The sequence below is a fragment of the Massilia sp. S19_KUP03_FR1 genome (genome assembly GCF_036688685.1).
Lineage (GTDB): Bacteria > Pseudomonadota > Gammaproteobacteria > Burkholderiales > Burkholderiaceae_D > JALYUM01.
Window position 1 is genome coordinate 18,805 of record NZ_JAQQPS010000030.1, and the last position, 12,647, is coordinate 31,451.

Annotated in this window: 13 protein-coding genes; 8 read left to right on the top strand and 5 right to left on the bottom strand. The window is 62.3% G+C overall.

The features are described from left to right. Positions 1-36 precede the first annotated feature (36 nt). Both V6M87_RS24595 and V6M87_RS24600 read right to left on the bottom strand, forming a co-directional pair. Entirely contained in the window at positions 37-588 is a 552-nt protein-coding gene (locus V6M87_RS24595) for a DUF3455 domain-containing protein (protein ID WP_332879311.1), read from the bottom strand. Between the two features lie 87 nt (positions 589-675). After that, positions 676-3,696 (bottom strand): sensor domain-containing protein, encoded by a 3,021-nt coding sequence (locus V6M87_RS24600; RefSeq protein WP_332879312.1) that lies wholly within the window; start codon positions 3,694-3,696, stop codon positions 676-678. Positions 3,697-3,834: 138 nt separating this feature from the next. Here V6M87_RS24600 and V6M87_RS24605 point away from each other — a divergent pair, with 138 nt between their 5' ends. Further along, a complete protein-coding gene (locus V6M87_RS24605; RefSeq protein WP_332879313.1) occupies positions 3,835-4,173 on the top strand; it encodes a zinc ribbon domain-containing protein YjdM in 339 nt (112 codons plus the stop codon). 63 nt (positions 4,174-4,236) lie between these two features. On the opposite strand, the gene V6M87_RS24610 is transcribed toward V6M87_RS24605, so the two are convergent. Beyond that, complete coding sequence (locus tag V6M87_RS24610) at positions 4,237-4,632, bottom strand: hypothetical protein (protein WP_332879314.1); 396 nt, start codon at positions 4,630-4,632, stop codon at positions 4,237-4,239. Positions 4,633-4,851: 219 nt separating this feature from the next. On the opposite strand from V6M87_RS24610, the gene V6M87_RS24615 reads away from it, so the two are divergent. Continuing rightward, on the top strand, positions 4,852-5,838 hold the full coding sequence (locus V6M87_RS24615; RefSeq protein WP_332879315.1) for an LLM class flavin-dependent oxidoreductase: 987 nt from the start codon (positions 4,852-4,854) through the stop codon (positions 5,836-5,838). On the opposite strand, the gene V6M87_RS24620 is transcribed toward V6M87_RS24615, so the two are convergent. Continuing rightward, positions 5,835-6,425, bottom strand: a complete 591-nt coding sequence (locus V6M87_RS24620; protein WP_332879316.1) for an isochorismatase family protein — start codon at positions 6,423-6,425, stop codon at positions 5,835-5,837. The two genes, V6M87_RS24615 and V6M87_RS24620, sit on opposite strands and share 4 nt — an antisense overlap. Before the next feature lie 206 nt (positions 6,426-6,631). On the opposite strand from V6M87_RS24620, the gene V6M87_RS24625 reads away from it, so the two are divergent. The 5 genes from V6M87_RS24625 to V6M87_RS24645 all read left to right on the top strand — a co-directional run bounded on the left by V6M87_RS24625 (position 6,632) and on the right by V6M87_RS24645 (position 10,259). Continuing rightward, the gene (locus tag V6M87_RS24625; RefSeq protein WP_332879317.1) at positions 6,632-7,168 is read left to right on the top strand and encodes a DUF882 domain-containing protein; all 537 of its coding nucleotides are present in this window, start codon (positions 6,632-6,634) and stop codon (positions 7,166-7,168) included. Further along, positions 7,168-7,932 carry a hypothetical protein gene (locus tag V6M87_RS24630; RefSeq protein ID WP_332879318.1) on the top strand — a complete coding sequence of 255 codons (765 nt, stop codon included), beginning with the start codon at positions 7,168-7,170 and terminating at the stop codon, positions 7,930-7,932. Before V6M87_RS24625 ends, V6M87_RS24630 begins: the two co-directional genes overlap by 1 nt. Continuing rightward, positions 7,929-8,231, top strand: a complete 303-nt coding sequence (locus V6M87_RS24635) for a hypothetical protein (RefSeq protein WP_332879319.1) — start codon at positions 7,929-7,931, stop codon at positions 8,229-8,231. The genes V6M87_RS24630 and V6M87_RS24635 overlap by 4 nt, the downstream gene beginning before the upstream one ends. Before the next feature lie 93 nt (positions 8,232-8,324). Continuing rightward, the gene (locus V6M87_RS24640; RefSeq protein ID WP_332879320.1) at positions 8,325-9,761 is read left to right on the top strand and encodes a PQQ-dependent sugar dehydrogenase; all 1,437 of its coding nucleotides are present in this window, start codon (positions 8,325-8,327) and stop codon (positions 9,759-9,761) included. Positions 9,762-9,815: 54 nt separating this feature from the next. Further along, complete coding sequence (locus V6M87_RS24645; protein WP_332879321.1) at positions 9,816-10,259, top strand: thioesterase family protein; 444 nt, start codon at positions 9,816-9,818, stop codon at positions 10,257-10,259. Between the two features lie 51 nt (positions 10,260-10,310). On the opposite strand, the gene V6M87_RS24650 is transcribed toward V6M87_RS24645, so the two are convergent. Next, on the bottom strand, positions 10,311-10,799 hold the full coding sequence (locus V6M87_RS24650) for a DUF3016 domain-containing protein (protein ID WP_332879322.1): 489 nt from the start codon (positions 10,797-10,799) through the stop codon (positions 10,311-10,313). Between the two features lie 336 nt (positions 10,800-11,135). Between V6M87_RS24650 and V6M87_RS24655 the strand changes: the two genes are divergently transcribed. Continuing rightward, entirely contained in the window at positions 11,136-12,641 is a 1,506-nt protein-coding gene (locus tag V6M87_RS24655) for an HD domain-containing phosphohydrolase (protein ID WP_332879323.1), read from the top strand. Positions 12,642-12,647: the final 6 nt, after the last annotated feature.

Here is a 12,647-nt window from a genome sequence, read left to right on the forward strand (position 1 = left end):
CGGGGAATCGTATCACAGTTGCCAGTGCGACAATGCTCAGCTGGCTTTCCAGAAAATGTAGTCGCCCTGGTAAGGCACCACGACGCGCGCGCCCTTGGTGTCGACGGCGCAACCAGTGGCCGGGGCCGCCCCACCCTTGAGTGCCACGCGCTGGATGTAGCTCACGCCCATCATGGCGCCGCTGCCCATGGCCGGATTGGCTTTCACCAGTTGATACGGGATATTGCCGGCGCCGGAAGGGGCGACGGCAACCTGCGTGCCGGACACTTTCGAGCCGTCGTTCGCTTCCCACGTGGCTGGCGGGCCATAATAGGTGCCGACCTTCTTGCCGGCGCGGTCAGCCAGCGTGGCTTTCGGGCCGACAAATACCCACTCCGTGCTGCCCGGCATGGCGGCCTTGTCGCGGCATTCATACGTCAGCTCGCCCGTGGCAACGGTTTCCATGGCGACCATGTGGCCAGCAGGCACTTGCACGGTGGGTGGCAAGCTCGCTTGCGAGTACATACTTGCAGGCATGGTGGAACAGGCGCCCAGCACGAGCGTGGAAGCGGCAGCGGCAAGGATCAGGGGCAGGCGGGATGGGGTCATGGTGGTTCTCCGGGTAAGTGGCGCAGGGCGCCGATACTGGTACTACCCACGGAGCAATGGTTTGGATGCAGTGCGCGCAAACTATTTTTAGTGCGAGGCGCGCGCGCCGGCGGCGCCGCTGAAGGGCTGGCGCAACAGCAGCTTTTCGAACTCGGTGGCCGGCAAGGGTTGGGCAAACAAATAACCCTGCACGAAGTCGCAACCGTGTGTGCTCAGGCAGGCGCGCTGGGCGCTCGTCTCGACGCCCTCGGCAATGACCTTCAAACCCAGCTTGTGGGCCATCACGATGATGGTCTCGGTAATCGTCATGCTGGTGCGGTCGTGCAGCATTTCGGCCACGAACGACTGGTCGATTTTTAAATAATCGATGTCGAGCCGTTTCAGGTAACTCATCGACGAGTAGCCGGTACCGAAATCGTCGATCGACACTTCCACCCCGCCCTGCTGCAGTTCATGCAGGCGGCGGAACACCGGTTCGGACAGGTGCAGCAGCACGCCCTCGGTAATTTCCACCGCGATGCTACTGTGCGGCATACCCTGGCGGTCGAGATAGCCGATCCAGTCGCTGGTGTAGCCATGCGGGAGGAACTGGATCGGTGACTTGTTGATCGAAATTTGCAGCGTTCTGCCCAGCATGCGGCTCCAGTGCGCCGACCAGTCCGCCGCTTCGAAAAACACCCAGTTGCCGATCTCGTGGATCATGCCGGTTTCTTCGGCGATAGCGATGAATTCGCTCGGCAGCATCAGGTCGTGGCCCGGGCGGCGCCAGCGCAGCAGCGCCTCGGCCTTGGTGATCTGGCCGGTCTGGTTGTCGAGGATGGGCTGAAAGTGCAGTTCGAGCTGGCGCTGGGCCAGGGCCTGGCGCAGTTCGGCCGTCAGTTTCAGGCGGCGCATGGCGGCGCGCTGCATGGCCGGCTCGAAAAACGTCAGCTGGTTGCGCCCTGCCGCCTTGGCCCGGTACATGGCGTGGTCGGCATTGCGCATCAGGTCTTCGGGCAGCTTGCCGTCGCCCGGATACAGGGTGATGCCGACGCTGCCGGAAATACTCACCTGCTCGACCCCGAGCTGAAATGGCTGGCGCAGCGCGTCGATGATGCCCTGGGCGGTCTGCTCGATGTGTTCGACTTCGGTCGTTTCGGTGAGGATGACGGTGAATTCGTCGCCACCCAGGCGCGCCACCGTGTCGCCCGGGCGCAGCTGGTTGCCGATGCGCTCGGCAACCAGCGCGAGCAATTGATCGCCAGCGTCGTGGCCGTGCAAATCGTTGACCTCTTTAAAACGGTCGAGGTCGATGAACAACAGCGCCATGCCATGCTGACCGACGGCGGCTTGGCGCATTGCCTGTTCCAGCCGGTCGCGAAATAGCACCCGGTTGGGGAGCCCGGTGAGGGCATCGTAATGGGCGCGCCGTTCCAGTTTTTGATTGAACTGGCGGATCGTGTCTTCAGTGCGCTTGCGTTCGGAAATATCGTTGGTAAAGCCATGCCACAGCACGCTGCCATCGACGCGCCGCGCCGGCTTTGCGGCCAGCTCGCGCCAGTGCCAGCCGTGCGCGCCCATCGATACGCGGTATTCGGCACGAAACGGCGTCAGGCGGCGTGCCGATTCGCGCAGCGCCTGGCGCAGGCGGCGGCGGTCGCGCCGTTGGATGCGCGCCAGCAGCAAGCGGAGGTTGTCCTGGATTTGACCGGGTGTGAGCTGGAATAGTTCAGTCGACATGGTGCTCACAAACGGCACCGTGACCAGGCCGGCCGGCGTCATGTGCAACTGGAACAGTGCGCCCGGCACCTGCTGGGCCAGCTGCGCCAGCAGCTCGTAACTGCGCTCCAGCTCCTGCCGCAGTTCAGTCGTGGCAGTGATGTCGACGATGGTGCCGACCATGCGCGTGGCGGCCCCGGCTTCATCGCTGGCGACGATGCTGCCGCGCGCCTCGATCCAGATCCAGCGGCCGGACGCGTGGCGCACGCGATGTTCGTCGATGCACATGGTGTCCGGTTGGGCCAGGCAAGTCTGCAGGTGGGACTGCACGCGCCCGATATCGTCCGGGTGAATGTGCGACCACCAGAATTCGTAGCCGGCCTCTTCGCGCGGGTCGAGGCCGAGGATTTGCTTGAACCGCCTGGAATAAAACACGGTGTTGGCGGCGATATTCCAGTCCCAGACGCCTTCGCCGGCACTGTCGAGCGCAAACGCCAGCCGCTCCTCACTGACCTGCAGCTCGGCCGCGGTCTGGGCCAGGTCGGCATTGAGCTCACGTAACTGCTGCTCGGCCTGTTTGAGCTGGGTGATGTCGTGCACGGTAGCAATCAGTTCGCTGATATGGCCGCTGGCGGCCATCACGGGGGTGATTGATACCGAGCCGATCCGTCCTTGGCCGGCAGGAAAACTGCGCACCTGTTCCCACTGCACGGTGGCGCCGGTCGCCATGACTTCGCGGCACTTGGCCAGCGCAAACGAACAGGTCGGTTCCGGGATGACCTCCTGCACCAGCTTGCCGACCACCTCCTCTTGCGACAGGTCGGCGGCCGCGCAAAATGCATGGTTGACCGAAACGAAGCGAAACTGATCGTCGGAATCGCGCCGGACGTGGCACGCCACTTCTTCCATGTTGCCGTACACAACGGCATACGCCATGTCGCGCGCGTAGACGGCTTGCTCGGCCAGCGCCAGCTGCTGTTCGCTGGCCACGCAGGCGCTGACATCGACCAGGGTACAGAGCAGCGTATCGGGATCGACGCGCGTGAAATACAGATTGCACCAAAGGCCTTGCGGCGGCGCTGCCAAAGCATGGGGATGGTATCGGGTGGGCTGTTCCGGCATCGCATCCGGCTGCACACCACCCAGTGCGCATTCATAGACAGGTTCGGCGGTGTCGTCGGCCAGGGCCCGGGAGACGGCTTCGCGCAAGGGCGCCGGCCAGTGTGCGACGCTGCCCGTCGCCGTGGCTGGCGCCGCCACAGTGCGCATCAGCGCCAGCAAGGCCTCATTGGCGCGCCAGGCACGCTTGCGATGGGCCAGCAACATCGGCAAACTGGACTGCATCACCCATGCACTTGCAACTTCGAGGCGCGCCGCCGCGGCATCCACGCCCGTGACAGCACGACCCATGCGCTTAGTCCTTCACGGTCAACTGAGGCTACGCCTGTCAGTGTAGGCCGTTTGCCAAAATTGGCAATGTCGAATGACCGGCCCAAAACAGCGCGCGGCTATACTGCTGGTCTTTCACTTTATTTGTCAGGTACCACGATGAGCGCTCTTCCCCCATGCCCCCAATGCCAGTCCGCCTTTACCTACGAGGACGGCGACCAGCTGGTGTGTCCGGAATGCGGCCACGAATGGCGCGCCGGCGCTGAAGGTGCAACCGAGACGGCCCGCGTCTACCGCGACAGCACCGGCGCCATCCTGCAGGACGGCGACACGGTCACCATCATTAAGGATTTGAAACCGAAGGGGTCAGGCGGCGTCATCAAGCAAGGCACCAAGGTCAAGAATATCCGCCTGGTCGACAGCGACCACGATATCGATTGCAAGATCGACGGTTTCGGCGCCATGAGCCTGAAAACCGAGTTCGTCAAAAAAGTATAAGCCGCAGCCAGCCGCCGTCGAAACTGCCGCCTGATGCGGCTTGTTGAAAATCGACCTTGCTGCTTATTGGCCAGTTGTGGTCGGTGGTGGCGTGGTGCTGGCCGGCGGCACGGTGGTGCTGCCAGTGGTTCCGGGGCGGCCGCTTGCATCCATGCTGCCACTGCTGTTGCCGCTGGTGCCCATGGTACCCTCGGCACCGGTGGTGCCCGAGGCCTCGCCACTCGACCGACCACTGCTGCCGGCCGCGCCCGAACTGCCCTGGCTGGTAGTCGATGTCGATTTTTTGGTGGTGTTTTTTTTCGCCTTCGGCGTCGACTGGGTGGGCGACCTGGCGTCGAGCAGGGTTTTGTCGGCGGCCGTGGTGCTGGTGTTTTCCTGGCCGCTCGCTTGTGCGCCTCCGGCCAGGGCCAGGGCGATGGATGCACCGATGATGCTCTTGAGTAGATGATTCATTTGCATGATGATTCTCCGGAGATGTTGGGAAAGCCGAAAAGTTACTGCGATTCACTTCACTGCCTTGACATCCAGTCTAGACGTTCAACATACCGGCCCGCGCACGGTAGACTTCTGGAAACACTGGCAACGCAGATTCATTGTCATTTCGTGCCTTACGGCACACAGCCGCTGCAAATCAAGCGTGTGCGCACGCGAAAATTCGGTCAGGCGTATCATGTACCGATGATTCCATTATCCATACTCGACCTCTCCCCGATTGCCGAAGGCAGCGATACCGGTGCCTCTTTCCGCAATTCCCTCAACCTTGCACAGCACGGCGAACAGTGGGGCTTTAACCGCTTCTGGCTGGCGGAACACCACGGCATGCCGGGTATCGCCAGCGCCGCCACCTCAGTGCTGATGGGCTACGTGGCCGGCGGCACCAAGACCATCCGCGTGGGCGCCGGCGGCATCATGCTGCCGAACCACTCCCCGCTGGTGATTGCCGAACAGTTCGGCACCCTCGAGTCGCTGTATCCGGGTCGGATCGACCTGGGCCTGGGCCGCGCCCCCGGCTCCGACCAGGTGACGGCGCGCGCGCTGCGCCGCAACCTGTCTTCCGACGCCGACCAGTTCCCGCAGGATGTCGTGGAATTGCAGGATTATTTTGCCGACTCGCCGCGCCGCCAGGTGCGCGCGGTGCCGGGCGCCGGCCTGAACGTGCCGCTGTGGATCCTGGGCTCGAGCACCTTCGGCGCCCAGCTGGCTGCGCACCTCGGCCTGCCATTCGCGTTCGCATCGCACTTCGCGCCGCAGATGATGATGCAAGCTATTTCCATCTACCGCTCCACGTTCCGGCCATCGGCGCAGTTGCAGAAACCGCACGTGATGCTCGGTTACAACGTGTTTGCCGCCGACACCGACGCCGAAGCGGCCTACCAGGCCACCTCGATGCAGCAAGCATTTGTGAACCTGCGCACCGGCCGACCATCGAAGCTGCAGCCACCGAAGGAAGGCTACCTGGAGCAACTGGAACCGCAGGCGCGCGCCATGCTGAACGACGTGTTGTCGTGTTCAGCGATCGGCGCCCCGGATACCGTCGCCACTGCCATGAAACAATTCATCGAACGCACCGGCGCCGATGAACTGATGGTGACATCGCAGATTTTCGACCATGCCGCGCGCCTGCGCTCGTACGAAATCACGGCGCAGGTCAGGGATGCGAACTAAAGTTCAGGCGGCATCGCCTCGATGAGTTGCACGGTCGAACGCACCTTGCCCATCGCAGGGAAGATCTTGCGGGTCGAAAAATGGTGCAGCTCGGCCGCGCCGCTGGTCATTGCGTCTTCCGCAAAGTACAGGTGGAAGCCGCGGTCGAAGGCTTCGCGCGCAGTCGATTCAACGCCGTAATTGGTGGCGATGCCGCACAGGATGATGTTTTTGACGTTATTACGGCGCAGCTGCAGTTCCAGGTCGGTGCCGTAGAAAGCGCCCCAGGAACGCTTCTTGACGACGATATCGGTCGCTTCCACGCCCACTTCCGGCACCAGCACGGATGCGTGCGGCGGCGGTGGCGCGCCGCGGCCGGAAATCGGCGCATCGCCGCCCATCTGCAACAGTTCATCGAGCTGCACGTGCACGAAAATCACGGTGCCGCCGTGGTTGCGCATCGATTGCGCCAGCAGCACGGTATTGCCCACCACCTGGTCAGACGAATACGGCGCGTGGTCACCGGCCACGATGCCGTGTTGCAGGTCGATGACCACCAGCGCGGTGTGGGCGATATCGATTTTGAATGGGTGGATGGCAGCGGTCATGGCTTGGTTCTTTCGATGGTTAAAAGGTCATGCAATGGTCGCCAGTATGCCGAAATATTGGCTGCCTGCCCGTACGGCTGCGCCGGCACCACCTGCCTTAGCGGGCTTGTTGCTTTCTCAACTGTTAAATTATTTGCCCATCGCTCTGCAACAAATCCCGTACTGGAGTAGGATGGTCGTCTGCAAACCGCGTAAGGATGTCTTCAATGAATCAACGCCGCTCGTTTCTCAAAGCTTCCCTCGTCCTCGCCTCCGCCTCCAGCCTGCCCATGGTTGGCAAAGCGTCCATGGTCACGTCCGCTGAACGCAAGCTGAGCCTGTACAACACACACACCGGTGAAAGCGTGAACCGCGTGTTCTGGGCCGAAGGCAAGTTCGACCCCGATGCTTTGCAGGACATTAACAAAGTGCTGCGCGACCACCGCAACAACGCGGTCGCCGCCATCGATCCCCAGTTGCTGCTGCTGCTCGATCAGGTCAACGGCCGAATGGAATCGAACAAGACTTTGCACATCATTTCCGGCTACCGCTCGCCCGAATCGAATGCCATGCTCAATGCCAACACCAGCGGCGTCGCCAAACACAGCATGCACATGGACGGCAAGGCCATCGATATCCGCATGCCGGGCCGCAACCTGGCGCAATTGCGCAAGGCCGCCATGTCGCTGCGCGGCGGCGGGGTCGGCTACTACCCCGACTCGCAGTTCGTGCACATGGACACCGGCCGCCTGCGCAGCTGGTAATGCGTCGCCTGCTGGTGTTACTGGCCGTGGTCGCGCCCTGCGCGTTGGCGCAAACCGTCATCGTAAAAAGCACGCGCGACCCGGTCGACAAGTCGTACCGCAAAATGGTCAAGGGCATGGAGCGGTTCGCGCGCGAACATGCTCTCGCGCCCCAGGCCGAACTGCGCTTTCGCCTGTTGCCGCGCCTGCCCAATGCCGACATGCGCGACATCACCTTGCGCATCGCCGGCGACACCGCGTCGCAGCCGCTGCCGGTGGCGCCCGACAACAGTTTCGCGCTGGTGCGCAATGAACAATTGCTGCGCGAAGACGCCGCGGTCCTCGCCAACCGCCGCACGGCCAGCATGACCTGGCGCGCCTCGATCGTCTCGCCCGGCCTGCCCGAAGGCACACGTCGCCTGGGCGACCTGCGCCTCGAATGCAAGGTCGGCATGGACGCCGGCCTGATATCAAATACCTCGCCGATGTTCGCGTGGCTGTCCGATGCGCTGACCAGTACCGACGCCGTCTGCGGCCAGCCGGACGGCAACTACGTGTTCTTTGCCGAGCGGCCAATTCTCGGCATCACGCTGCGCGCCGGCGCGCGCATGGAAGCGCTGCCATTCAAGATGCTGTATGCGGGCGGCGGCAAGACGGCCGCCGAGCTGCCCTACTGCGACTGCCAGGTGCTGCTGGACCGCTCCTACTATGCGCCGATCTGGGACGCCAGCTGGCCGGACGACACGCTCGTCGAGTTCGACTACATGCAGGAAGCGGCGCCATGAAGCTGATCATTCTTGCCCTGTGCGCCAGCTTGCTGGCCGGCTGCGCCAGCGCACCGGCGCCGCTGGGCACGTCGATTCCCGCGGCCCGCCTGGATGCGGCAATCGTCCCGGGCCAGACCACGCGCGCCCAGATGCTGGGCGCGCTCGGCCCCACCAAATTCGTCCATTTCGATTCCGGCTACGAAGTCTGGCTGTACCAGTCGCCTGCCGACGGCGGCCGGTTTGCCGAGTTCGTCGTGCTGGTCGATCCGGCTGGCGTAGTCAGCAAAACGCGCCGGCGCGCGCCCTCTTCACCATAATCTTTCCTCAAGCAAGCGTGCGCTCCACCTGAACGGTTGGCGGCACAATCCTCAGCAAGGGCTGTCAAACCACTGTTCTCTGCCGGAGATGTCATGATCGCGCACGCACGCTTGTACTTTCTGGGATTGCTGTATTGCCTCCTGTGCGCGTGCGGCGGAGGCGGGGGCGATGGCGGCACGCCCGGCCTGCCGTCACCCACCACGGGCAGTCTGGCCGTGACGATTACCAGCCTGCCGGCCGGCAGCAACGGTGCAGTGCGCATCACCGGCCCGAATAACTATCTGCAGGATCTGACCCAGACCACCACCCTGAGCACGCTGACGCCCGGTGGATATACCATCAGTGCCGGCAACGTCACCGTGGGCGCCGCGACCTGGACGCCGGCACCTGCTTCACAAACGGTCACCGTCACGGCCGCCGCCACCGCCAATGCCACTGTGGTATACGGCAGCACGGCCGTGGCACTGGCTGCGGTGGAAGTGGCCACGGCCGTCAACCCGGTCTTCCTCACCGCGCCGCCAGGCGATGCGCGCCAGTTCATCGTCGAGCGCGCCGGGCGCATCCGCATCATGCAGAACGGGGTGCTGCTGGCGCAACCATACCTCGACATCAGCGCGCGCGTGTTCACCAGCGGCGAAGGCGGCCTGCTGTCGATCGCGTTCGATCCGCGCTTCTCAATCAATGGCTACGTCTACCTGTATTACATCGATACCAGCCAGAACATCACCATCGAACGTTTTACGGCGTCCGCCAACGTCAACCTGGCCGACCCGACCTCGGGCCTGGTCATCATTTCGATCCCCCACCCGAACTTCACCAACCATTTTGGCGGGACGGTCGCCTTCGGGCCGGATGGCTTTCTCTACCTTGGCACCGGAGACGGCGGCGGTGGCGGCGACCCGACAAGCAATGCGCAAAACCTGAATGTGCTGCTCGGCAAACTGCTGAGGCTGGACGTCAGCAATGCCTCGCCCACCCAGCGCTATACGATTCCGCCGTCGAATCCGTACGTGGGACAGGCCGGCCGGCGCGGCGAAATCTGGGCGTCGGGCCTGCGCAACCCCTGGCGCTTCACCTTCGATGGCGCCCAGACCATCATTGCCGACGTGGGCCAGGACCAGCGCGAAGAAGTCGATATCGTCGCGGCCAGCGCCAGCGGCCTGAACTACGGCTGGAATATCACCGAGGGCACGGCGTGCTACAACGCCACCGCGTGCGACCTGACCGGCTTGAGCGCCCCGGCATTCGACTACCAGCATGGCGCCAACAATGTGAATGGGTGCTCGATCACCGGCGGCTTCGTCTACCGCGGCGCGGCGCTGCCCGAACTGGCCGGACGCTATTTTTATTCGGACTATTGCGCTGGTTTCGTCAAGAGCGTGGTGCCGGGCGCCAATGGCACGGTCAGCGAGCAGCGCGACTGGAATATCACTGGCCTTGGCAATGTGCTGTCGTTCGGGCGCGACGGCAACGGCGAACTGTATCTGCTTGCCGGCAGCGGCAAGATCTACCGTCTGAGCCGCAAATGAGCGGTGCATTTCTTTTCCGTTCAGAAAGGAATCCAAACCGGGTAGAATTGACTGATGGCCCGCTTACAACTCGACTTCCCCGAAGACCAGTACTGTTTCACCACGCCGTTGACGGTGCGGGTAACAGACATCAATGGTGCGAACCACCTTGGCAACGACTCGATGATCTCGATGATCTCCGAGGCGCGCGCACGGTTTCTGTTTGAATACGGGGTGCCCGAAACGGAACGCGACGGCAGCGGCATCATCGTCACCGACCTGGCCACCACCTACCGCGCCGAAGCGCACGCGCGCGACCAGTTGGTGTTCGAGGTCGGCGTCATGGATTTCAACAAATATGGCGGCGACATCATCTTCCGCGTTACGCGCCCGCGCGACCGCAAGCTCATCGCCATGGCCAAATCCGGCTTCGTGTTTTTCAACTATCTGACCAGCCAGGTTGTCGCCATGCCGGACGATTTCCGGGCCAAGTTCAGCCGGGTCAACTGGATAGATTAGTGCTGCGAGGCACCCGCACGGCAAGTAAGTAAGTGAACCGGGCAGGCACGCTCAACCCGGTTTGCGCGGCGCCACGGCCTTGTAAAACCAGTCGTCGATCATCTTCTTTTCGTAGCGCAGCGGGTCGCTGGCCGACAGGCGATTCGAATCGAACTGGTAATTCATGTCCTGCAACTGGACCTCGCCGCTGTTGACGACCTTGCCGCCGGACTCGACGGCAAAGTGCAGCTTCATGCGCGGCCAGTCGGCGCCACCGCGCATGATGCGGATGTCATTTGAACCGCGCCGGGCTGGCTCGATGCGGCCAGCCAGGTCGAGGTCGAGCACATCGATGCGCAGGTCGGTCCCGGCCGGCAAATTCTTGCCCAGCTTGTTGAAATAATCGCCGATGTCTTTCAGCACCCGGTCGCGGTCGACGGGCGAAAACGGCATGTCGGGATAATTTTCCGGCTTGACGAAATTGACGGTCACCGCTGCGCTGGCGGCAGCACTGGCCAGCAGCAAACTGCCGACGACGAACATCTTCAGAAACTGTTTCATTGCTTGCCTCACGAACGATATGGGAACAACAAGTGATCTTACGCCGCTTTCACAATGACGTCCGCACACCGGCATCGTGCGCAATAGACCGTATTTACGGCATGTCGCGTTGCGCTTTCTGAAACGAAATGGAGGAATTAGCGCCGTCCTTTCTTCTGTGAAAACTGTGAGCAACGAAACAACTGAACCGTTTATGACCAGAGGTGTCACATTTCGGCACAAGCAATTGTATTGCCGGTTGTTAAGGATGAACTCTGATATTACAATCATTTGATATAGCGCAACTGTTTTCCGTGGCGCAACCATCCACTCGATAACCGGTATCGGAACGTCCACATGTCCTTCTTGTCCCCTGCCGCGCCCAAACTAGCACCGTGGAAAGTTTTGCTCGTCGATGATGAGCCGGATATCCACGATGTCACCAAGCTGACACTGAACCGATTCCGTCTCGATGGCCGCGCCCTGTCTTTCGTGCACGCCTATTCCGGCGCGGAGGCGAAGGAAGTGCTGGCGCGCGAAAAAGATATCGCGCTGGTATTTCTCGACGTGGTAATGGAGCGCGACGACAGTGGACTGGAAGTGGCGCGCTGGATGCGCCAGGACCTGAACAACCAGTTCACCCGCATCGTGCTGCGCACCGGCCAGCCGGGCCAGGCACCGGAAGAGCGCGTGATCGTCGACTACGACATCAACGACTACAAGGAAAAGACCGAACTCGACCGCACCAAGCTGTTCACTACCACCTTCGCCGCACTGCGCGCCTACCGTGACATCATGAAGGTAGAAGAAGCGCGCCGCACGCAGCACGTGTACCGCGAAGGCCTGGAGCGCGTGATTGCCGCGTCGGCCCACATCTTCCAGCAACGCAATCTGAAAGACTTTGCCAGCGGCTTGCTGCAGCAAGTGGTCGCCCTGCTGCGGCTCGAACAAAGCATGCTGCTGCGCGTGGCCGGCGCCAGCCTGATCACGGGCGAGTCGGAATACGAAGTGCTGGCCCAGATCGGTGACATGGGCGAGGAAGTCCTGACCGACGAACTGCTGGCGCAACTCGACGATGCGCACCGCAACCGCATCTCGCGGCTGCAATCGGGCACCTATATCGGCTACTTCCCAAACAATAGCGGCAAGGCATCGTTGCTGGTACTAAAAGGTGTGGAATCGATTTCCGACATCGATGCGCAGTTGCTGGAAGTGTTTTGTTCCGGCGTCGCGATCGCCTTCGACAATATCTTGCTGAACCAGGAAATCACCGATACCCAGGCCGAACTGATCATGCGCCTGGGCGACGTGGTCGAATCGCGCTCGCACGAAGCAGGTAACCACGTACGCCGGATGGCGCAGGTAGTGCATATGCTGGCACAGGAGTCGGGCATGTCGGATGACGAAACGGCGGTGCTGGTGCACGCGTCGCCAATGCACGACATCGGCAAGATCGCCACGCCCGACAGCGTGCTGCTGAAACCGGGCAAGCTCGATGCAGAAGAGTGGGCCATCATGCAGCAGCACCCCACCATCGGCCTGCAGATCCTGGACGGCTCGTCCCGTCCGATCCTGAAAGCGGCGGCGGTGATCGCCCACCAGCACCACGAAAAGTATGACGGCAGCGGCTATCCGCAGGGGCTGCACGGTACCGACATCCACCCGTATGCGCGCATCGTCGCGGTGGCGGATGTGTTCGATGCGCTCAGCCATGCGCGCTGCTACAAGGAAGCCTGGCCGATCGACCAGGTGACGGCGTATCTGCGCGACGTGTCGGGGAAACACCTCGACCCGGTGTATGTCGACATTCTGATCCGGAATATCGACAAGGCGGAAGAGATCAACCGCACCTTGCCGGATTGATTGGCC